This window comes from Rhizobium sp. N324 (assembly GCF_001664485.1).
GTDB lineage: Bacteria > Pseudomonadota > Alphaproteobacteria > Rhizobiales > Rhizobiaceae > Rhizobium.
In genome coordinates, this window is the sequence record NZ_CP013630.1 from 3,954,960 (window position 1) to 3,977,069 (window position 22,110).

Annotated in this window: 17 protein-coding genes; 12 read left to right on the forward strand and 5 right to left on the reverse strand. The window is 61.4% G+C overall.

Going from position 1 to position 22,110, the window contains the following annotated elements; all coding sequences use genetic code 11:
• Positions 1-150 precede the first annotated feature (150 nt).
• The 6 genes from AMK05_RS33475 to AMK05_RS19170 all read left to right on the forward strand — a co-directional run bounded on the left by AMK05_RS33475 (position 151) and on the right by AMK05_RS19170 (position 5,827).
• Entirely contained in the window at positions 151-525 is a 375-nt protein-coding gene (locus tag AMK05_RS33475; RefSeq protein WP_094447826.1) for a hypothetical protein, read from the forward strand.
• A 26-nt stretch (positions 526-551) separates the two neighbouring features.
• Positions 552-872 (forward strand): hypothetical protein, encoded by a 321-nt coding sequence (locus tag AMK05_RS19150; protein ID WP_064840688.1) that lies wholly within the window; start codon positions 552-554, stop codon positions 870-872.
• A 172-nt stretch (positions 873-1,044) separates the two neighbouring features.
• Entirely contained in the window at positions 1,045-3,027 is a 1,983-nt protein-coding gene (locus tag AMK05_RS19155) for a bifunctional metallophosphatase/5'-nucleotidase (RefSeq protein WP_064840689.1), read from the forward strand.
• Positions 3,028-3,151: 124 nt separating this feature from the next.
• On the forward strand, positions 3,152-4,186 hold the full coding sequence (hemH, locus tag AMK05_RS19160) for a ferrochelatase (RefSeq protein WP_064840690.1): 1,035 nt from the start codon (positions 3,152-3,154) through the stop codon (positions 4,184-4,186).
• 147 nt (positions 4,187-4,333) lie between these two features.
• Positions 4,334-5,368: an SPFH domain-containing protein gene (locus AMK05_RS19165; RefSeq protein ID WP_064840691.1), complete on the forward strand. Its 1,035-nt coding sequence runs from the start codon at positions 4,334-4,336 to the stop codon at positions 5,366-5,368.
• A 3-nt stretch (positions 5,369-5,371) separates the two neighbouring features.
• Positions 5,372-5,827 carry an NfeD family protein gene (locus tag AMK05_RS19170; protein WP_064840692.1) on the forward strand — a complete coding sequence of 152 codons (456 nt, stop codon included), beginning with the start codon at positions 5,372-5,374 and terminating at the stop codon, positions 5,825-5,827.
• 13 nt (positions 5,828-5,840) lie between these two features.
• Here the strand turns inward: AMK05_RS19170 and AMK05_RS19175 are convergent, their stop codons facing one another.
• The gene (locus AMK05_RS19175) at positions 5,841-6,836 is read right to left on the reverse strand and encodes a KpsF/GutQ family sugar-phosphate isomerase (protein ID WP_064840693.1); all 996 of its coding nucleotides are present in this window, start codon (positions 6,834-6,836) and stop codon (positions 5,841-5,843) included.
• A 143-nt stretch (positions 6,837-6,979) separates the two neighbouring features.
• On the opposite strand from AMK05_RS19175, the gene AMK05_RS19180 reads away from it, so the two are divergent.
• A complete protein-coding gene (locus AMK05_RS19180; RefSeq protein ID WP_064840694.1) occupies positions 6,980-8,518 on the forward strand; it encodes an outer membrane beta-barrel protein in 1,539 nt (512 codons plus the stop codon).
• Positions 8,519-8,703: 185 nt separating this feature from the next.
• Here the strand turns inward: AMK05_RS19180 and AMK05_RS19185 are convergent, their stop codons facing one another.
• Complete coding sequence (locus AMK05_RS19185; RefSeq protein ID WP_064840695.1) at positions 8,704-9,555, reverse strand: LysR family transcriptional regulator; 852 nt, start codon at positions 9,553-9,555, stop codon at positions 8,704-8,706.
• A 133-nt stretch (positions 9,556-9,688) separates the two neighbouring features.
• Between AMK05_RS19185 and AMK05_RS19190 the strand changes: the two genes are divergently transcribed.
• The 3 genes from AMK05_RS19190 to AMK05_RS19200 are packed head-to-tail and all read left to right on the forward strand — an operon-like array spanning position 9,689 to position 15,859.
• On the forward strand, positions 9,689-12,139 hold the full coding sequence (locus tag AMK05_RS19190) for a GcvT family protein (protein ID WP_064840696.1): 2,451 nt from the start codon (positions 9,689-9,691) through the stop codon (positions 12,137-12,139).
• The gene (locus tag AMK05_RS19195; protein WP_064840697.1) at positions 12,136-14,589 is read left to right on the forward strand and encodes a GcvT family protein; all 2,454 of its coding nucleotides are present in this window, start codon (positions 12,136-12,138) and stop codon (positions 14,587-14,589) included. Before AMK05_RS19190 ends, AMK05_RS19195 begins: the two co-directional genes overlap by 4 nt.
• A gap of 34 nt (positions 14,590-14,623) precedes the next feature.
• Complete coding sequence (locus AMK05_RS19200) at positions 14,624-15,859, forward strand: aromatic ring-hydroxylating oxygenase subunit alpha (protein WP_064840698.1); 1,236 nt, start codon at positions 14,624-14,626, stop codon at positions 15,857-15,859.
• Positions 15,860-16,104: 245 nt separating this feature from the next.
• Here the strand turns inward: AMK05_RS19200 and galU are convergent, their stop codons facing one another.
• Positions 16,105-16,992: a UTP--glucose-1-phosphate uridylyltransferase GalU gene (gene galU / locus AMK05_RS19205; RefSeq protein WP_064840699.1), complete on the reverse strand. Its 888-nt coding sequence runs from the start codon at positions 16,990-16,992 to the stop codon at positions 16,105-16,107.
• A gap of 205 nt (positions 16,993-17,197) precedes the next feature.
• Between galU and AMK05_RS19210 the strand changes: the two genes are divergently transcribed.
• Together AMK05_RS19210 and AMK05_RS19215 are read left to right on the forward strand one after the other, a co-directional pair.
• Entirely contained in the window at positions 17,198-18,421 is a 1,224-nt protein-coding gene (locus AMK05_RS19210) for a lytic murein transglycosylase (RefSeq protein ID WP_064840700.1), read from the forward strand.
• 62 nt (positions 18,422-18,483) lie between these two features.
• The gene (locus AMK05_RS19215) at positions 18,484-19,728 is read left to right on the forward strand and encodes an SGNH/GDSL hydrolase family protein (protein ID WP_082935692.1); all 1,245 of its coding nucleotides are present in this window, start codon (positions 18,484-18,486) and stop codon (positions 19,726-19,728) included.
• 34 nt (positions 19,729-19,762) lie between these two features.
• On the opposite strand, the gene AMK05_RS19220 is transcribed toward AMK05_RS19215, so the two are convergent.
• A complete protein-coding gene (locus AMK05_RS19220; protein ID WP_064840702.1) occupies positions 19,763-20,398 on the reverse strand; it encodes a hypothetical protein in 636 nt (211 codons plus the stop codon).
• A 224-nt stretch (positions 20,399-20,622) separates the two neighbouring features.
• Positions 20,623-22,077, reverse strand: coding sequence for a glutamate synthase subunit beta (locus AMK05_RS19225; RefSeq protein WP_049734704.1), 1,455 nt, complete (start codon positions 22,075-22,077; stop codon positions 20,623-20,625).
• Positions 22,078-22,110 lie beyond the last annotated feature (33 nt).

Consider the following 22,110-nt stretch of genomic DNA (forward strand, 5'->3'; position numbering starts at 1 on the left):
AATGCCCGCCGCAAGGCGGGCATTTTTGTAACGCCTGCTGTCTAAATGCCGCCCGGCACCCCGCCAAGGCTTGCCTTCGCGACGGGCGCGCGCCATGTTTTGCCCGAACTTGGCGGCTGTCCGCCACACCGAATCGCCGGGAGAAGCCTTATGAAAATCAGAACTGGTCTCGTTCTTGTCGGTGCCGCCGCCGCGCTTGCCGCCTGCGTTTCATCGGAGCCGCGACAGAGGTCGATTGCAGTCGCCCCACCCGTTACGAATTCTGTTGAAGGCGAATGGACGGATGCCAATGGCTTAACCTCCACCTTCACAGGCGGGCAGTTTGTAACGCGCACAAGCGACGGAACAAACACGCAGATGGCATCGGGAACTTATACGGTCGGATCTGATCAAATTATCCAGATTAACCTTTATTCGAATGTGAAAAAAACAAGCTCTCTCGTCAATTGCGCCCTCATTGGACCAAGCCAGCTTAATTGCACCACCGCAACAGGGTCCCAGTTCACCCTTTCCCGCCGCGGCTGAGGATAAGACGATAGGCTAAGCACACCATGCGCGCCCTCGCCGTTTACCTCGTGCTGCTGCTCGCGCTGCCGCTTGCGACGCTTGCCATCCTTTTTCCGGCCAACGTCTATCGGGCCCAGGGCATCGCCGCTCTCGATTGCGACGGACCGGGCCAGGTGCTGATGTTGGCCGTGCCGACAATATTGATCTACGGCGCCGGCGCACACTTTGCCTATCGGGCCGGCCGGCGCTTTCACCGCCTCGTTTTTCTTCTTTGCCTGATCATCGCCCTCGCCACGGTTGCGAATATCGCGGGGGCCGTGCACGAACTCTACCGAAACGCCGCCGACGGCGAATGCTTGGGATAAGCACCCGGCTTTTTTATCCCGCCCCCTTGGAAAGCGCCCGGCCTGGCCCAGCTTTCTCTTGCGGTCGCCCATCGTCTGATGGAACATCCGCGGGCCGGGAACCGCCCCGGCGAACGAAGGAAGGGATTGGCGAGGATCAGGGGAATCTCTCGCCTCAATCAGGAGAACAGGGATGACGAAGTCTTTTAGCTTCGGTCTTTTGACCGCGTCCATGCTAGCGCTGAGCGCGGGCGCCGCTTTTGCCGATTACGAACTCAATATTCTTCATATCAACGATTTCCATTCGCGCATCGAATCGATCAACAAGTTCGACTCCACCTGCTCGGCCGAGGAAGAAGGCAAGAAGGAATGCTTCGGCGGTGCTGCCCGTCTGAAGACCGCGATCGACCAGCGCCGTCAGGCGCTATCCGGCAAGAATGTCCTCCTGCTGAATGCCGGCGACAATTTTCAGGGCTCGCTGTTCTACACCACCTATAAGGGCGCTGCGGAAGCCGAATTCCTCAACCTGATGAAGTTCGACGCCATGACCGTCGGCAACCATGAATTCGACGACAGCGAGGACGGGCTTGCGACCTTCCTCGACAAGGTGCAGTTCCCCGTCGTCACCGCCAACGTCAAGGCAGCAGCCGCCTCCAAGCTCGGCGACCGTATCAAGCCCTCGCTGGTGCTCGATGTCGGCGGCCAGAAGATCGGCATCGTCGGCGCGGTCACCAATGACACAGCGGAACTGTCCTCCCCCGGCCCGAACGTCACCATCGCCGATGATGTCCAGGCGATCACCTCGGCCGTTCAGGATCTGAAGGGCCAGGGCGTCAACAAGATCATCGCGCTGACCCATGTCGGCTACCCCCGCGATCTCGCTTTGATCGCCAAGATCCCGGATGTCGACGTCGTTGTCGGCGGCCTTTCCCATAGCCTGCTTTCCAACACCGACCCCAAAGCCGAAGGCCCCTATCCGACGATGGTCGACAATCCGGGCGGCTACAAGGTGCCGGTCGTCCAGGCCGCCTCCTACAGCAAGTATCTCGGCGATCTCGTCGTCAATTTCGACGATAGCGGCGTCGTCAAGGATGCCAAGGGCGATCCGATCCTGATCGATTCCAGCTTCACGCCCGATCCGGCTGTCGTTGCCCGCATCGCGGATCTCGCCAAACCGATCGAAGAACTGCGCAAGAAGGTCATCGGCTCCTCCGAAGCCCCGATCGAAGGCGATCGCAAGGTCTGCCGCGTCAAGGAATGCTCGATGGGCAATCTGGTGGCCGATGCCATGCTCGATCGCACCAAAAATCAGGGCGTCACCATCGCCTTCCAGAACGGCGGCGGCCTGCGCGCATCGATCGACGGCGGTGAGGTCACCCAGGGCGAAGTCATCACCGTCCTGCCCTTCCAGAATACGCTCGCCACTTTCGAGGCCACCGGCGCAGATGTCGTCAAGGCGCTCGAAAACGGCGTCAGCCAGATCGATCAGGGCGCCGGCCGCTTCCCGCAGGTCGCCGGCCTGAAATTCGCCTTCGACCAGTCGAAGCCTGTCGGCAGCCGCGTCAGCAATGTCCAGGTGAAGGACGGCGACAGTTTCGCTCCGATCGACCAGGCCAAGACTTACAAGGTCGCCACCAACAACTTCATGCGGGCCGGCGGCGACGGCTATTCGATCTTCAAGGACGGCAAGAACGCCTATGACTTTGGTCCGGATCTTGCCGACGTGACCGCCGAATATCTGGCCGCCCACTCGCCCTATAAGCCCTATACAGACGGCCGCGTCACTGAAAACGGCGCAGCTGTGGCGCAGGCGCAGGCGCCGTCTGCCGAACCGGCCGCTCCCGCACCGGCAACGCCGCCAGCCCCTGCACCAACCGCCGAACCCGCCCCCGCCCCTGCAGCACCGGCAGCACCCGCGCCAGCCACCGAGCCTGCCCCGGCGGCACCAGCAACACCGGCAACACCCGCCCCCGCTGCGGAAGCCGCGCCGGCAGCCTCCGCACCTGCCGCAACGACGCCGTCCACCCATGTCATCGCCGCGGGCGATACCTTCTGGGATCTGGCCGTGACCTTCTATGGCGACGGCACGCTGTGGCGGAAGCTGTCGGAGGCCAACGGGAAGCCGAACCCGCGCCATCTGATGGTCGGCAAAGAGATCGAGGTTCCCGCCAAGTAAGACGATATGTCCCGATTTCCATGGCCGGCCCGGGCTTTCCCGGGCCGGTTTTTCTTTCTATAGGGTGAACCACGATTTCGGGGCTGCGTATGAGCCGACGAGACAAAAGAGCGTTGGGGCCAGAATGACAGCAGATATTTCACTCCGCCCGGCAGATCATCCGGCCGTCAAGTCAGGCAAGATCGGCGTCCTGCTGGTCAATCTCGGCACGCCCGATGGCACCGACTACACGTCGATGCGCCGCTATCTCCGGGAGTTCCTCACCGATCGCCGCGTCATCGAATGGTCGCCCTGGAAGTGGTATCCGATCCTGTTCGGCATCGTGCTCAATACCCGCCCGCAAAAGGTCGGCAAGGCCTATGAGCTGATCTGGAACAAGCAGAAGAACGAAAGTTACCTCCGCACCTATACGCGCAATCAGTCCGAGCTGATGGCCGAGCGCCTGAAGGATCTGGCGACGGTCAAAGTGGATTGGGCAATGCGCTACGGCACGCCGTCGATCGCCTCGCGCATCGACGCGCTGAAGCAGGAAGGCTGCGACCGTATCGTGCTCTTCCCGCTTTATCCGCAATATGCGGCGGCGACCACCGCCACCGTCAACGACAAGGCGTTCCAGAAGCTGCTTTCGATGCGCTGGCAGCCGGCATTGCGCACCGTGCCCGACTATCACGACGACGAGACCTATATCGAAGCCCTCGCAAACTCCGTCGAGAAGCATCTTGCGACGCTCGACTGGAAGCCGGAAATGCTGCTCGCCTCGTTCCACGGCATTCCGATGTCCTATTTCAAGCAGGGCGATCCCTATTACTGTCAATGCCAGAAGACCGGCCGGCTGCTGCGCGAGCGGCTCGGGCTCACCAAGGAAAACTTCATGGTCACCTTCCAGTCCCGCTTCGGGCCGGAGGAATGGCTGCAGCCCTATACCGACAAGACGGTGGAGAAGCTTGCCGAGGACGGCGTCAAGCGCATCGCCGTCATCAATCCCGGCTTCGTCTCCGACTGTCTGGAAACCCTGGAAGAAATCGCCGAACAGGCGGCCCATTCCTTCCACGAGAATGGCGGCGAGAAGTTCGCGCATATCCCCTGCCTCAACGACGGCGAGGACGGCATGACGGTGTTGGAAAAGGTCGTCCGCCGCGAATTGCAGGGCTGGATCTGAGAGATTCCACGCTGAAAAACCTGCCCTGACTCATCCTCCTTTTCCTTGGAGGTGGGGCATCCGTGGGTCATTTCTTCCTCGCAAAGAACATGCTACCTCACCACATCAGTTGTGAGGCGCGCATGCATGCGCCGATAGGAGGAATTCATGCTGTTCGGCGGCTTCGACATCGTCGTGATCGTACTCGTCATCTTCGTCATCCTGGTGCTTTTTGCCGGGATCAAGACCGTGCCGCAGGGCTATCGCTATACGATCGAGCGCTTCGGCCGCTACACCCGCACGCTGGAGCCCGGCCTCAACCTCATCACCCCCTTCATCGAGCGCGTCGGTGCCCGGTTGAACGTGATGGAGCAGGTGCTGAACGTGCCGACCCAGGAGGTGATCACCAAGGACAATGCCTCGGTTTCGGCCGATGCCGTCGCCTTCTACCAGGTGCTGAACGCCGCCCAGTCCGCCTATCAGGTTGCCAACCTCGAAAACGCCATCCTCAATCTGACCATGACCAATATCCGCTCGGTCATGGGCTCGATGGATCTCGACGAACTGCTCTCCAACCGCGATGCGATCAACGACCGGCTGCTGCGCGTCGTCGACGAAGCCGTGCAGCCCTGGGGCATCAAGGTCACCCGCGTCGAAATCAAGGACATCCAGCCGCCGCGCGACCTCGTCGATGCGATGGCCCGGCAGATGAAGGCAGAGCGCGAGAAGCGTGCCCAGGTGCTGGAAGCCGAAGGTTCACGCAACGCACAGATCCTCAGGGCCGAAGGCGCCAAGCAATCCGCCATTCTCCAGGCCGAAGGCCAGCGCGAGGCGGCCTTCCGCAACGCCGAAGCCCGCGAGCGCCTGGCCGAGGCCGAAGCCAAAGCGACAAAGATGGTCTCCGAAGCAATCGCCGCCGGCGATATCCAGGCGATCAACTATTTCGTCGCGCAAAAATACACCGAGGCGCTCACCTCGATCGGTTCGGCATCCAATTCCAAGATCGTGCTGATGCCGATGGAAGCCTCTTCCATCCTGGGCTCGCTCGGTGGCATCGGCGCCATTGCCCGCGAAGTGTTCGGCGATGCGGGCAACAACCCGGCATCACCGCCCTTGCCGCGTCCCCGCCAGGCACCGGCACGCTCGACGCCGCCGATCAATCCGTCGACCCCCAATCCGTTCAATCCCGATCAGGAGCGCTAAACCATGCTGGCGAAGATCATCGCCGAACTTGGTCCGTGGAGCTGGTGGGTCGCGGGCCTCGTGTTGCTCGCCGCCGAAATGATCGTGCCCGGCTTCTTCCTGGTCTGGATCGGCCTTGCCGCCCTGATCGTCGGCGCGCTGTCGCTCATCTTCTGGGACAGCGCCTTCTGGGTCTGGGAGCTGCAGGCGATCCTTTTTGCGCTGCTCGCCGTCGCCGCAACCTTTGCCGGCCGCCGGCTGACATTGCGCAATTCGACGACCGACGAGCCCTTCCTCAATCAGCGCGGCGCGAGCCTCGTCGGCCGCACGGCGACGCTGCACGAACCGATCCGCGAGGGCCGCGGCCGCATCCGCCTCGACGATACGCTATGGCAGGTGATGGGACCCGACCTGCCGGCGGGAACGCAGGTGAAGGTGGTTTCGAGCAACGGTCGCGATCTCAGAGTCGAGCCCGTCTGATGAACAGCTCTGATCAGGCGACGCCGATCCGCAGCAGATCGTGGAAATGCACCAGCCCGACCGGGCGGCGCTCGTCGTCGATGACGATCAGCGCGCCGATGTGATGCTGGTTGAGCAGCGCCAGCGCCGCGGTCGCCAGCATTGTCGGCTTCACCGTCTTCGGCGTCCGCGTCATGATGTCGTCGACGGCAAGTTCGGCAAGATTGCGGGTCAGGTTGCGCGCCATGTCGCCTTCGGTGACGATGCCGCAGAGCCGCCCATTCTCGTCAAGCACGCCGACGCAGCCGAAATGCTTGCGCGACAGCACGGTGATCGCCTCCGGCATCGCCGTGCCCCTGGCCACGAGCGGCAGCCGCTCGCCGGTATGCATGATATCGGCGACATGCATCAGGCTCGCGCCCAGCTTGCCGCCGGGATGGAAGACGTGGAAATCCGTGGCGGTAAAGCCGCGCGCCTCCAACAGCGCCACGGCCAGCGCGTCGCCGATTGCAAGCTGCATCAGCGTCGAGGTTGTCGGCGCCAGCCCGTTCGGGCAGGCCTCCTGCTCGTTCGGCACGAGAAGGACGATATCGGCCGCTGTTGCAAGCGAGGAACGGTCGCTGCAGGTGATCGCGATCAGCGGAATGGAGAAACGCCGCGTAAAGGAGATGATGCTTTTGAGCTCGGCGCTCTCGCCGCCTTTGGAAATCGCCAACACCACGTCGTCGGGCGCGATCATGCCGAGGTCGCCGTGATTGGCCTCCGCCGCATGCACGAAAAAGGCAGGCGTCCCGGTTGACGCGAACGTCGCCGCAAGCTTGGCGCCGATATGCCCGCTTTTACCGACGCCGGTGACGATGACGCGGCCGGAGATGTCTCCGATGGTTTCGACTGCGCGTGTGAAGGGGCCGGCCAATCCATTGTCGAAGGCCTGTTCGAGCGCCTCAAGACCGCGTCTTTCGATCTCTATCGTGCGTTTTGCCGATTCGAGCACGCTGTTTTCAACGAGGTTTATCGCTCTTCTGTTCATGAAGCTGCGTTAGACCTTTTCACTTTCCAAGTCCACCCCGCACTCTTTCCGAAATGTGAACGGCGCCCGCCGTCGGCAACGAATGATTAACCACGAGGCTTTACCTTTGGGTAAGAACCGAAAGCATGTCAGGCGCGAATTGCATGGGCCAACCAAAACAGACGAGCAGTGTGACGCCGCTCCGCGCCATGAGCCGTGCCGTCTGCTTTACTGCGTTCGGCAGCCTGCTTCTCGGCCAGACACCGGCTTTCGCGCAGTCCGCTTCGTTGCAGTCGGCGACCAGTCGCGCAGTATCCTCCGAGAACAATCGCGCTACGAGCGGGGCGGCATCCGAAGCCGGTTTCGATGACGGGAGCGACGGTTTGGCCGCGCCGGCGGCAAACAGTGCGGCCACAAACGCAGACGATGCCCAGAGGCCCGCCATACCGGACGCGCAATCCGGCGACGACATTACCGGCTCCATCCTCGACGAGGACATTCGCCGGCTGAACACCCGCGAAGCGCCGATCGACGACACGCTGCCGCGCCGCAAGGCTGCCGAAAGCGCCTCGACGGCGGAAACCCCGGGCATTCCGATCGGCACCTTCGTGCTGCGCCCGAGCGTCACCCAGAGCATCAACACCGAGACCACCAAGGACGGCAATACCAGAGAGCAGCGCTCCTTCCTCGAAACCGATGCGGCCGCGACGCTGACCTCAGACTGGGGCCTACACCAGCTGACAGTAACCTCGGAAGGCGCCTGGCAAAAGAATGTCAGCGGCGAAGGCGAGGAGCAACCTTCCTTCAAGATCAACAGCGACCTCAGGCTGGATCTTCCCGACGATACGGTCGCCCACCTCACCGCAGGTTATAATTTCTATCGGGAAGATACAGACGACCCCGACGCCATTGCCAATGCCGCGCAACAGTCCGACGTGCAGGAATTCACAGCCGGCGCCTCCGTTCAACGCGATTTCGGCATCCTGCGCGGCACGACGGCACTGGCGCTGAGCCGCTCGATCTATTCCGATGCCACGCTTTCGAACGGCGCGACCGTGACCTTGAGCGACCGCGACCAGACGACGGGCACGCTGCGCGGCCGCGTCGGCTATGAGCTGTCGCCCGCGCTCATCCCCTTCATCGAAGCCACGGTCGGCCGTACTCTCTATGACGAAACGCGCGACTCCGCCGGTTACGAACGTTCGGGTCACAGCTATGGCGCCAAGGCCGGCGTCGAAGTCGATCTCGGCGAAAAGCTCAAGGGTGAGGTCGGTGTCGGCTACGCGATGGCCGATTTTGAAGACAGCCGTCTGTCTTCGATCGATACCGCGACGCTCGATGCGAGCCTGCTCTGGTCGCCGATCCGCGGCACCGACGTCAATTTCGACCTGCAGACGAGCATCCAGCCCTCGACCACGGCGGGCGAGAGTGGCTACGTCTCGCACGCCTTGACCACGACGGTCACCCACCAGCTGCGCGACAATCTGGTGGGCACGATGATCGGCGGCGTCATATGGCGCGACTATCCCACTGACAGCACCATCAACGACGAGCTGGTCTACACCGCGGCGACTGGGCTGACCTGGAATATCAACCGCTATCTCGATCTGACCAGCACGCTCGGCTACGAGCTGACCACGCGCAAGGATGGCGACGACTCGCAGCAATTCCGCGCCGGCGTCGGCCTGAAGCTCAAACGCTAGAGCATGATGCCGAAAAGTGTGAGCGGTTTTCGGGCGACATCATGCTCTAACTCTTTAATTTAGAACAGGATTCAGATTTAAGGCCGACCCGGCCTTAAATCATCCTGTTCTAGCGCAACGGTACCTGCCCCAGACCACACGCAAAAGCGTCTTCCGAAATTGCTCCGAAGTGATCTGTCACCGGCTCAGGCTGATGCTATCAGATCCTGCAGGATGCCGATGATGCGGCGGTGCTGATGGGCGTGACGTGTGCGGATGCTGGTTGCGGCATAGACCGTCTGTTGAATAGGGGGAGCGTCCTCTATCGGGAAAGCGACACCCTCCTCGGCAAGTCGCGCGGCGCTGCTTTTCATGACGTAGGCGGCGCCTCCCAGCGTCGTCAGCAAACCCGTAATGGCGGTGTTCTGCCCCGACGCCAGCGGCGCTGCCGACAGATGCGGCAAAGCCAGTCTGTGGGCACGGTCGAAGGCCGGTGAATAGATGGCCTGGATATAGGTTTCGGGTCGAAGTGCGCCGACGGTGCAGGCGACGGTGCTGACCAGATGATATGTCATTTCCCCGATTCTCTCATAGTGAAGGTCGGGCAGGTAGTGCGGAGTATAGAGAACGGCCAGATCGAGATCTCCAGCTGCGAGGTCTCGGTTCATCTGGATCGAGTAGTCCGCTTCCACGTAGATCGATGTCGCAGGCAGCTCGGCGCGGACCGCGGAAAGCCAGCGCCCGGCAAAGATTTCGGCAAGGTCGTGCTGAATGCCAAGCCGCATGGATCGCTCATAGGCGCCCGCATTCTCGACTGCTCGGGTTGCCTCATGCCACTGGTATTGCAGAGCTTTCGCATGATCGAGGAAACGCAGGCCCGACGCTGTCGGCGCGGTGCCACCCTTGTTGCGCGTGAAGAGCTTTCGGTTGAACTGCGCCTCCAGCGCCTTAACGCGATGGGAAACGGTTGATTGCGTAATGTTCAACCGTTCGGCCGTGCGATTGAAGCTGCGGGTTTCCATCAGGTCGAGAAAAGTCTCGATAAGATCAATCTGCATGTTCTTTCTTGGCTCACTGCGCGAGGGCAACCTTGCATTTTTCTAATCGAATTCTTCGATCAATAAAGCAAGTTTCCTCCGCTTGATGCTGCTGGCGTTCGTTGCCACACTTCCCTTCGAGCGAGGAGCAGCCATGTCGAATTTGCCGTCTCAAGCGCGTGTTGTGATCATCGGGGGAGGCGCTGTCGGCGTCTCCGCACTCTATCATCTGGCCATGGCGGGCTGGACCGACGCGGTGCTTCTGGAAAAAAACGAATTGACTGCCGGATCGACTTGGCATGCGGCCGGCAATGTGCCGACGTTTTCTTCCTCCTGGTCGATCATGAACATGCAGCGCTATTCGGCCTCGCTCTATCGCGAGCTGGGCGCTCAGGTCGGCTATCCGATGAACTACCACGTGACCGGCTCGATCCGGCTCGGCCACTCGAACGAGCGGCTGCAGGAATTCAAGCGTGTGGTCGGCATGGGACGCTATCAGGGCATGGACCTCGACATCCTATCGCCCGAGCAGATCAAGTCGAAATACCCCTTTGTCGAGACCCATGACCTCATCGGCGCGCTCCACGATCCGCATGACGGCGACATCGATCCGGCGCAGCTGACCCAGGCCTTGGCAAAGGGCGCGCGCGATCTGGGGGCGAGGATCTTCCGCTTCTGTCCCGCAACCGGCGCGCGCCGGGAAAACGACGAATGGGTCGTTTCCACCCCGGAGGGTGACATCCGCTGCGAATATGTCGTCAATGCCGCCGGCTATTACGCCCGCGAAGTCGGCAAATGGTTCGGCCGCGAGGTGCCGATGATGGTGATGAGCCATCAGTACATGCTGTTCGAAGAAATTCCTGAGCTTGCGGCCTGGTCGAAGGAGGTAGGCCACAAGCTGCCGCTGCTGCGAGACGTCGATAGCTCCTATTATCTGCGGCAGGAAAAGACCGGAATGAACCTCGGTCCCTATGAGCGCAATTGTAAGGCGCATTGGCTGACGCCCGACGATCCGATGCCGGAGGATTTCTCCTTCCAGCTTTTCCCCGACGATCTCGAGCGGCTCGAATGGTATCTCAATGACGCAGTCGAGCGCGTGCCGATCCTCGGCACCGCCGGTCTGTCACGCATGATCAACGGGCCCATTCCCTATACACCGGATGGCAATCCGCTGATCGGGCCGATGCCGGGCGTGCCGAATGCGTTTGAGGCGTGCGTCTTCACTTTCGGTATCTGCCAGGCGGGCGGTGCCGGCAAGGTGCTGGCCGAATGGGTGACCGAAGGGCAGACCGAATGGGACATGTGGTCCTGCGACCCACGTCGCTACACGCGCTTTGCTTCCGACCAGGATTACTGCGTCGCCAAGGGCATGGAAGTTTACGGCCACGAATATGCGATGCATTTCCCGAAACACGCCTGGCCTGCCGGTCGCAACAGGAAACTCTCGCCGATCCATGATCGGATCGCGGCGCTTGGTGCGCAATTCAAGCCCTATAATGGCTGGGAACGCGCCAACTGGTATGCCAAATCAAGCGATGACACGTCAGAACAATCAACGCAGACCTGGAATCGGGCGGGGCCGTGGCAAAAACGGATCGAGGAGGAATGCCTGGCAGTGCGTGATGCTGCGGGCATTCTCGATCTGCCAGGCTTTTCCCGCTACCGCCTGCAGGGTGAGGGCGCCCGCGACTGGCTGCTCGGCTTGATCACTGGCAAGGTGCCGAAACCCGGCCGCATCGGACTTGCCTATTTTGCTGACGACAAAGGCCGTATCGTCACCGAAATGTCGCTGATGGCGCTTGAAGAGAACCTTCTCTTCTTGACCACGGCAGCGACAGCGCAGTGGCACGATTTCGCATGGTTGCAGAAGCATCTGCCGAAAGACGCGCGATTCACCCTCGACGATGTGACGGACAGTTTGGCCTGCCAGATCCTGTCAGGGCCGAAATCGCGTGCCATCCTCGCAGAAATCACGGATGCCGATCTTTCCAAGTCCTGGCTGACACACCAGTCCTGCCAGATAGCAGGCCGCCGGCTGCAGCTGGTGCGCGTTTCCTTCGTCGGCGAGCTCGGCTGGGAGCTTCACACGAAGGTGGACGACACGGCCACGGTCTTCGACGCGGTCTGGGCTGCAGGCCGGAAGCATGGCCTGAAGCCATTCGGCATGGAAGCACTCGACAGCCTGCGCATCGAAAAGGGCTACCGCGCCTGGAAGGGCGACCTTTCGACCGATTACACCGTGCTGCAGGGCGGGCTGGAGCGTTTCGTCGACTGGGCAAAACCCGATTTCAAAGGCAAGGCGGCGCTCGAGCGCGAGAAGCAGCAGGGTGTGACGAAGCGCTTCGTCACATTGGCCGTCGATGCCGGCGAATGCGACGCCCCCTATATGTCGACGCTCTGGCGCGACGGTCAGGTGGTGGGAGAGACAACGTCGGGCAACTGGGGCTACCGCGTCGGCAAATCCGTGGCGCTCGGCATGCTGCGGTCGGATCTGGCGCTGCCTGGCACGGAGCTGGAGGTTGAAATTTTCGGCGACCGGTTCAAGGCCGTCGTCCAGCCCGACCGGCCGTTGTGGGACCCCGAAAACGAGAGGCTGCGAGCATGACGAAACCCATCCCCCAAAAGGCACACGCGGTGATCATCGGCGGCGGGGTGTCAGGCTGTTCCATCGCCTACCATCTGGCGAAGCTTGGCTGGACCGATGTCGTATTGCTCGAACGCAAACAGCTCACCTCAGGCACCACATGGCACGCGGCGGGCCTCATCGGTCAGCTCCGCGCCTCGCAAAACATGACGCGCCTCGCCAAATATTCGGCCGACCTCTACGCCAGGCTGGAGGCCGAAACCGGCATCGCCACCGGCATGCGCCAAAATGGCTCGATCACCGTTGCCCTGACCGAAGAGCGTAAGGAAGAGATCTACCGTCAAGCCTCGTTGGCCCGGGCGTTCAAAATCGACGTTCGCGAGATTTCGCCGGAAGAGGCGAAGGCGCTTTACCCGCATCTCAACATCGGTGACATCAAGGCAGCGGTTCACCTGCCGCTCGACGGACAATGCGACCCGACAAACATCGCCATGGCGCTCGCCAAGGGAGCTCGGCAGCACGGTGCGAACATCATCGAAGGCGTAAAGGTCATCGAGGTGCTCGCGAGGGATGGTCGAGTCGTCGGCGTCGTCTGCGAGCAGGCCGGCGAGCGTTTCAGCATCGAGACGGAAAATGTCGTCAACGCCGCCGGCATGTGGGGCAGAGATCTCGCTCGGCAATCCGGCGTCGCCTTGCCGCTACATGCCTGCGAGCATTTCTACATCGTCACCGAGCCGGTTGGGGGGCTGAAGTCTCTGCCTGTGCTGCGTGTGCCGGACGAGTGCGCTTATTACAAGGAAGATGCCGGCAAGATGCTCATCGGCGCCTTCGAGCCGGTCGCCAAGCCCTGGCCGCCGGCGGGCGAGGCGATCCGCGAGGACTTTTGCTTCGACCAATTGCCGGAGGATTTCGACCACTTCCAGCCGATCCTCGAAATGGCGATCAACCGGATGCCGATGCTGGAAACTGCCGGCATCCACACCTTCTTCAACGGCCCGGAGAGCTTTACGCCCGACGATCGCTACTATTTAGGCGAGGCGCCGGAACTGAAAGGGTATTGGGTGGCGGCCGGATACAATTCGATCGGCATCGTATCTTCTGGCGGCGCCGGTATGGCGCTTGCTCAATGGATGAACGACGGCGAACCGCCCTTCGATCTCTGGGAGGTAGACATCCGCCGCGCCCAGCCCTTCCAGAAGAACCGGCTCTATCTGAAGGAGCGTGTCACGGAGACGCTCGGCCTGCTTTACGCGGACCATTTCCCTTATCGGCAGATGGCGACCGCGCGCGGTATACGCCGCTCGCCGATCCATGAGCACCTTGCGGCGCGTGGCGCCGTGTTCGGCGAAGTGGCTGGCTGGGAGCGCGCCAACTGGTTTGCCAGGGACGGGCAAGAGCGGGAATACAAGTATAGCTGGCGGCGACAGAACTGGTTTGAAAACCAACGCGAGGAACATCTGGCAATCAGGACCGGCGTCGGTCTCTTCGACATGACCTCCTTTGGCAAAATCCGGGTCGAAGGGCGCGACGCCTGTCGCTTCCTGCAACGGCTCTGCGCGAACCAGATAGACGTGCCCGCCGGCCGTATCGTCTACACGCAGATGCTGAACCGTCGTGGCGGCATCGAAAGTGACCTCACCGCAACCCGGCTGACCGAAACCGCCTTCTTGCTCATTGTTCCAGGGGCGACACTGCAGCGGGATCTTGCCTGGTTGCGCAGGCACGTGGCCGATGAAAATGTCGTGCTTACCGATATGACGGCCGCCGAAAGCGTGCTCTGCGTGATGGGTCCGAAGTCACGTCAGCTGATGCAGAGGATCAGCCCTGACGATTTCTCCAACGACGCTCATCCCTTCGGCACCGCGCGGGAAATCGAGATCGGCATGGGACTGGCTCGCGCTCACCGCGTCACCTATGTCGGCGAGCTCGGCTGGGAGCTTTATGTCTCCACCGACCAGGCCGCCCACGTTTTTGAGGCGCTGGAACTGGCAGGCCTGGACCTCGGTCTGAAGCTTTGCGGCATCCACACGCTCGATAGCTGCCGCATCGAAAAGGGGTTCCGCCATTTTGGCCATGACATTACCGATGAGGATCATGTGCTGGAAGCGGGTCTTGGCTTCGCCGTCAAGACGGGCAAAGGCGAGTTCCTCGGCCGCGATGCCGTCTTGCGCAAGCAGGAAACGGGCCTTGATCGCCGGCTGGTGCAATTCAAGCTCACAGATCCTGAACCGTTGCTCTTTCACAACGAGGCAATCATCCGCGACGGAGAGATCGTCGGCACGATAACCTCCGGTAATTACGGCCATTTCCTCGGCGGTGCAATCGGGCTGGGTTACGTGCCCTGTGAGGGTGAGAGCGTGGCGAAAGTGCTTGGCTCATTTTACGAGATCGAGATTGCAGGAACGAGGGTGAGAGCCGAGCCATCCCTTGCGCCGATGTATGATCCGAATGCCGCGAGGGTCCGGATGTGATGACGGACCTATCGGTATTTCCGGAGACATTCCCATGCTAGCACATGAAACCCAAACACCGGCTGCGCCATCGGTCGACCGCATCGATCAGCTCATTGCGGCTCATAAGCCGGGCCACGGTCTTGCCCGGCCATTCTACATGGATCCGGACATTTATGAGCGTGATCTGGAGCGCGTGTTCCGCCGCCATTGGCATTGCCTCGCGCATGAGAGCGTTGTTCCGAAGCCGAATGACTTCGAAGTGTTTCGCATGGCCTCGGAGCAGGTGATCGTCACGCGACATGCCGATGGAACAATTCATGCGCTGCTCAATGTCTGCCGCCATCGCGGCGCCGAGGTCTGCACCCGGGATAAGGGCAATGCCCGTGTTTTCGTCTGTCCCTACCATGCCTGGACCTATGGCAATGACGGAAGCCTGAAGGCAGCAAGGCTGATGCCAAAAGATTTCAAGCGGGAGGATTATGGACTGAAGACGCTGCATGTCCGTGTGGTCGAAGGCTTGATCTTCATTTCCTTCGCAGACGACCCGCTCGATTTCTCCGAGGTCGAAAATCTGCTCCATGCGACCTGCGGCCAATATGGCTGGCGGCAGGCTAAGGTAGCGCATCGGCAGACCTATCCTGTCGACGCCAACTGGAAGCTGGCGGTGGAAAACTATGTGGAATGCTACCATTGCGGCCCGGCGCACCCCGAATATTCGCAGACTCATGCGCTGGAACAGCCGCTGCACATGATCGAGGCGCTGAACGCCGCGATGGAGGAACGCACATGCGCCCTCGGCATCGCGGTCGGTTCCGGCGATCACTGGCAGACATCCGCGACGGGCAGAGAAGCCATCCACGCGTTCCGCTATGCGCTTTACGACGGTGTTAAGACCGGCAGCCAAGACGGCTCGCCGCTCAGCATGCTGATGGGCCGATTTACGGAATTTGATGGCGGCGTCACCTCAGTCCATCTCGGTGGCACCTCATTTCTCGTCTGCTATCCTGACCACGGTATGATCTATCGCTTCATTCCGAAGGGCCCGACAGCTTGCGAGATGGAACTGATCTGGCTCGTCAACAGTGAAGCCGAGGAGGGCAGAGACTATGATCTCGCCAAGCTCGTGTGGCTCTGGACGGTGACGACCGACGAGGACAAGGCCATCATCGAGCATACGTCGCGCGGCGTTCTCTCGCATTATTTTTTGCCGGGACCGATCGCGCCGATGGAGCAGAACGAGCTGCGCTATATCGATTGGTATCTGGACGAGATCAGCCGGCCGAACTGATCGAATTCTAGAGCATGATGCCGAAAAGTGTGAGCGGTTTTCTCATGACATCATGCTCTAACTCTTTAATTTAGAACAGGATTCAGATTTTAGGCCAACCGGGCCTGAAATCATCCTGTTCTAATGCAGGTCGCCCGGAAGTGTGCAGCGGTTCCCGATAGCGACATGCATAAAAACAACAAACTAAAGCGCCGCGCATCCGGTGGGACGCGCGGCGCTCTGTCATCAATGCGCTGAAGCAAACCTTACCGCAGGCCGGCCAGCAATTCCTTGAAACCGCCTTCGACGGTCGGGCGGATATCGGCGCGTTCGAGGGCGTAGGCGACATTTGCCAGGATGAAGCCATCCTTGGCGCCGCAGTCGTAGGTCGTGCCGCGGAAGTGATACCCGGCAAAATCCTGTTCCTTCAGCAGCTTCAGCATGCCGTCGGTGAGCTGGATCTCGTTGCCGGCGCCGCGCTCCTGAGTTTCGAGGATCTTGAAAATCTCCGGCTGCAGGATGTAGCGGCCGTTGATGAAGAAGTTGGAAGGCGCCGTTCCCTTGGCGGGCTTTTCCACCATGCCGGTGATTCGGAAGCCCTCGCCGATCGCCTCGCCGACGCCGACGATGCCGTATTTATGCGCCTGATCGGGCGCGCATTCCTCGACGGCGATGATATTGCCGCCGCTTTGGCCGTAAAGGTCGATCATGCCCTTCATGCAGCCCTTGTCGCCCTTCATGATCATATCGGGCAGCAGCAGAGCGAAGGGCTCGTCACCGACGATCTCGCGGGCGCACCAGACCGCGTGGCCGAGGCCGAGCGGCTCCTGCTGGCGGGTGAAGCTCACCGTGCCGGCCTTCGGCAATTGCTGGGCGAGAAGGGTAATCTCAGCCTTCTTGGCGCGCTCCTTGAGCGTCTGCTCCAGCTCGAAATGGATGTCGAAATAATCTTCGATGACGTGCTTGTTGCGTCCGGTGACGAAAACCAGATGTTCGATCCCGGCCTCGATCGCCTCGTCGACGACATATTGAATGATCGGCTTGTCGACGACGGTCAACATTTCTTTCGGAACAGCCTTGGTTGCAGGGAGGAATCGCGTTCCCAACCCGGCAACCGGAAATACTGCTTTACGAACTTTGTTGTGTTGAGCCACACCCGGCCTCCTGCTTCGATTCATATCGCTTTGGAAATGGAGCTTTTTAGCTTTAACTAGTATAGAATTGCTACTGTTTTGCAAATGGTGACCGCAGCGGATCGCCATGGTAAAGAATTTGTTGACTCCGTTCCTGTAGTCTCGGGTCTGGGCGGACATGATGCGCCGCTGCGCCAGAAACTGAAGATGACGGATAAGACTGTCGATGACCCAGAATCACAAATACTCCCTTCGTGGTCTTGCTCTCGCCCTCATTGTCGCCGCCCATGTGGGACTGGTCCCCGACAACGCGAAAGCCGATTCCCGGTTCCAGAAATGGATCGCGGATTTTTACCAAACAGCCGCTCAGAGTGGCATCAGTAAGGCAACCTATCAAAAGGCCTTTTCTGGGGTGAGCGAGCCCGATCCGACCGTGCTCGAAAAGGCGGCCTACCAGCCTGAATTCACTTCGAAGATCTGGGACTACGTCGATTCCCGCGTCAATCCGTATACGGTCAAGATCGGCCGTGAGATGGCCGCAAAGCACGCCAGAACGCTCGCTGCGATCGAACAGCGATTCGGCGTCGACAAGACCATTCTGCTCGCCATCTGGTCGATGGAATCGAACTACGGTGCGATCCTCGACAAGGACGACCGGCTGCACTACGTGCCGCGCGCGCTGGCAACCCTTGCCTATGCCGATCCGAGCCGCGCCAAATTCGCCAAGAAGCAGCTGGTCGCCGCGCTGAAGATCCTGCAGAACGGCGACGTGCCGGCCCGCGAGATGACCGGCTCCTGGGCGGGCGCCATGGGCCACACCCAGTTCATTCCGACAAGCTACCTGCTTTACGCCGTCGATGCCGACGGCAATGGCCATCGCGACATCTGGAACTCCGTGCCCGATGCGCTGGCGACCTCGGCCAATCTGCTGATGAAGAACGGCTGGGATACCGGCAAGACCTGGGGCTACGAGGTTGTCGTTCCCGCCGCAGCCGCCAAACAGGTGGGCAAGACCCATACGCTCGCCCAATGGGCAGCGCTCGGCCTGACCCGTCCGAACGGCAAGGCCTTCCGCGAAGGCGCCACCAAGGCCATGTTGAAAATGCCGGCCGGACCGAACGGCCCGGGCTTCCTGATGACCGCCAACTTTTTCACCATCAAGAACTACAATGCCTCGGACAGCTACGCGCTTGCCGTCGGCCTGCTGGCCGACCAGATCGCCGGCTATGGCGGCATGCAGCAGCGCTGGCCGCGCCCGGACGGCGCCCTCGACATCACCGAAAAATTCGAGCTGCAGACCCGTCTGAAGACACTCGGCTATTACAATGGCGAGGTCGACGGCAATTTCGGCTCGGGGTCGAAGGCGGCGATTTCAGCCGTGCAGCAGCGCATCGGCATGCAACCGGATGGCGAACCCTCATTGCCGCTTCTGAACGCCCTTCGTCGCTAGAAGCGGCGGAATCGTGACCTAGATAACAGCGGGAGTGGACGCTGGCCTGCCCTGCGTGCAAAATGCCGGCAGATGCGGAACTGCCCATGATGAAGAAAATTGATCGAACCCCAGTCCGTTGGCTGATGCTCGCCTTGACGGCGGCGTCGCTCTGCATCGGCGCGCTTGCGCCGGTGCGTGTCGCCGAGGCCCAGGAGCAGCAGCGCTACCAACGCCGGTCGATCCTCGATTTCTTCCTAGGCCGGCGCTATCTCGATGACGGTCCGCAGGCCCCGGATGCCCCGCAGCCGAGGCGCCAGCAGCAGCAGCGCAAGCGCCCGCCGGCGCAGAAGGCGGTGGTCAATACCCGCACCGCGCCGCCGGTGCGGCCGCCCGTGCAGGAAGAGCCGGTTGTGCAGAAGCTCGGCGATGCCAAGAAAATCCTGATCGTCGGCGATTTCCTCGCCAGCGGCCTCGGCGACGGTCTGACCGCCGCCTTCGAAACCTCGCCCGGCGTCGTCGTCGAAGCCCGCGGCAATGTCTCATCGGGTCTCGTCCGCGACGATTATTACGACTGGCCGGAACAGCTGCCGAAGATGATCGACGAGTTGAAGCCGGCAATGGTCGTCGTCATGATCGGCGCCAACGACCGCCAGCAGATGATGACCGATACCGCCAAGGAAAAATTCCGCACCGATGGCTGGTTTTCCGAATACACAAGCCGCGTCCTGTCCTTCGGCAAAGAAGTTACCGACCGCAAGATCCCGCTGCTCTGGGTCGGCCTGCCCGCCTTCGAATCCGATCAGATGACGGCCGATGCCGTTCAGATGAACCAGCTCTATCGCAACCAGGTCGAAAGCATCGGCGGCGAATTCGTCGATATCTGGGATGGTTTCGTCGATGAAAACGGCAACTACATCGTCACCGGCTCCGATGTGAACGGTCAGCAGGTGCGTCTGCGCACCTCCGATGGCATCAACCTGACACAGGCCGGCCGGCGCAAGATTGCCTTTTATGTGGAAAAACCAGCGCGCCGCCTTCTCGGCACCCAGGCAAGCCCGGATCTGATCCGCCTCGACTCCAGCAATCTGCCCGGCCTCGGCCTTCCCACCAATCCGGTCGAACATACCGTGCCGATCAGCCTCTCCGACCCTAATCTCGACGGCGGCGCCGAGCTTCTCGGCGCCAGGCCTCCGCCAACGGCTTTGACGCGATCGCCCCGCGACCGCCTGGTCGAGCAGGGCGAAATGACGCCGGCGCCGCCCGGCCGCGTCGATGATTACCGCCTGCCTGCGGCAAAGACGCCAGCCGAAGTCTCGGTCAAATAAAAAGTCCGCGCGGCAGCCTTCCTCTTCGTTCCGTTTACGTCGACGCCGCCTGCGGCCAGCTCAGATAATAATAGTTCGAGCCGATCAGGCCGAAGAAGGCGTTGCTGTCGGTCGTCTGATCGACATAGCTGCCGTTTTCCTTGACGAAAGCGCCATCGGCGCCGCGCTCCAGATGCGCACCGAGAAAATCGCTCCAGCCGCTGACATCGATCGCCTTGCCGGCTTTGCTTTCAGTATCGGCCTCGTCGGGATCGTCGACGTCCCAGGCGGTAATCGATACACCCTGCGTCGGATCGGTGATGGTCAGCGTGCCGGCCTCCAGCGCGGCCAGCATGTCATGGGCCTTGCCGCTCTCGCCTTCGGCCGCAGCCGCATCCTGCAACTGCTCTTTCAGCATCGACATGAAGGAAGCGCTGGTCACGTCGGCGCCGTCTTCCGTCGCGTCAGTCCGATCTGATGTATCGCTCTGGGATGAAAGCGTGTCGAGCAGCCCGGACAGTGCCCGATTGGAAAGCAGCGAAGCGGAACTCGAATCGAGCCCGTAGGCGCTCAGGATACTGGCGACCGACGAACTCTGCCTATCCTGCGAACTGTCGTCGTCGGAGCTGCGAAGGTTTTTCAGGGCATATTGGGCCGAGACCAGCCGGGTGCTGTCAACTGCGGAAACCATGTGAAAAATCCTGGTGAAATGCCTGTGCGGCGTCGGTCGCCGCCGGCTCCTCCTGAGCTCGGCGTCCGCTGGAAAATCTCGCGTCCCGGCATTGCTTGAAGCTTGCGGCGGATGCCTCCGCGTCAAGCGTTCGCACCAGCGGCGGTCGCACCAGCGCATCCCCCCAATAAAAAACTCCGCCGGAAAGGCGGAGCTTTGTCTCGGGAGTTTTGTGCGGCCAGCGGTCAGTTCGGCAGAACGCTCGAACCCATCAATGCCTCGTCGATGGCGCGCGCCGCCTGGCGGCCTTCGCGGATCGCCCAGACCACCAGCGACTGGCCGCGGCGCACATCGCCCGCCGTCCAGAACTTGTCGACCGATGTCTTGTAGTCGCGGTCGTTGGCGACGACATTGGTCGAGCCGCGCTTGTCAGTGTTGAGCGTCAGCTTTCCCTCGAGTTCCTTCAGCACGCTTGTCGTGAACGGCCCGCGGAAACCGATGGCGATGAAGGCGAGATCGGCGCGGATGACGAATTCCGTGCCCGGAACCGGCCGCCGGCGCTCGTCGACCTCGCAGCACTTGACACCGGTCAGCACCCCATCTTCGCCGACGAATTCGAGCGTCGCCACCTGGAACTCGCGCACGGCGCCTTCGGCCTGCGAGGAGGAAGTGCGCATCTTCGTCGCCCAGAAGGGCCAGACGGCGAGCTTGTCTTCCTTCTCCGGCGGCTGCGGCCGGATGTCGAGCTGAGTGACCTTGACGGCTCCCTGGCGGAACGCCGTGCCGACGCAGTCCGAAGCCGTGTCGCCGCCGCCGACGACGACGATATGCTTGGCCCCGGCAAGGATCGGGTCCGACGGCCAGCCGACGCTGTCGATGTTCTCGCGCCCGACGCGGCGGTTCTGCTGCACCAGATAGGGCATGGCGTCATGCACGCCGGCAAGGTCCGTGCCGGGAATGCCCGCTTCACGCGGAGTCTCGGAGCCGCCGCAATAGAGAACGGCATCGTGATCGGCGAGCAGCTGCTCGACCTTGACGTCGACGCCGACATTGACGCCGCAATGGAAGGTGACGCCCTCGCCCTTCATCTGCTCGACGCGGCGATCGATGAAGTTCTTCTCCATCTTGAAATCGGGAATGCCGTAACGCAGCAGGCCGCCCGGCTTCGTCTCGCGTTCATAGACATGCACCTCGTGGCCGGCGCGGCCGAGCTGCTGGGCAGCCGCCATGCCGGCGGGACCGGAGCCGATCACCGCGACCTTCTTGCCGGTGTGGACGGTGGCCGGCTGCGGCCGGATGAAACCGAGTTCATAAGCCTTGTCGGCAATCGCCTGCTCGACCGTCTTGATGGCAACCGGCGCATCTTCGAGATTCAAAGTGCAGGCTTCCTCGCAAGGCGCCGGGCAGACGCGGCCGGTGAACTCCGGGAAGTTGTTGGTCGAATGCAGGTTCTGGATCGCCGCTTCCCAGTTGTTGTTGTAGACGAGGTCGTTCCAGTCGGGGATCTGGTTGTGCACAGGGCAACCGGTGGGGCCGTGACAGTAGGGGATGCCACAGTCCATGCAGCGCGCGGCCTGTTTCTGCACTTCCGGATCCGACATCGGGATCGTGAATTCGCGGAAATGGCGGATACGATCCGACGCCGGCTGGTACTTCGCCACCTGCCGGTCGATTTCCAGAAACCCTGTTACCTTACCCATCTCTTCGTCCCTTACCCTCATGACCGCCTCATC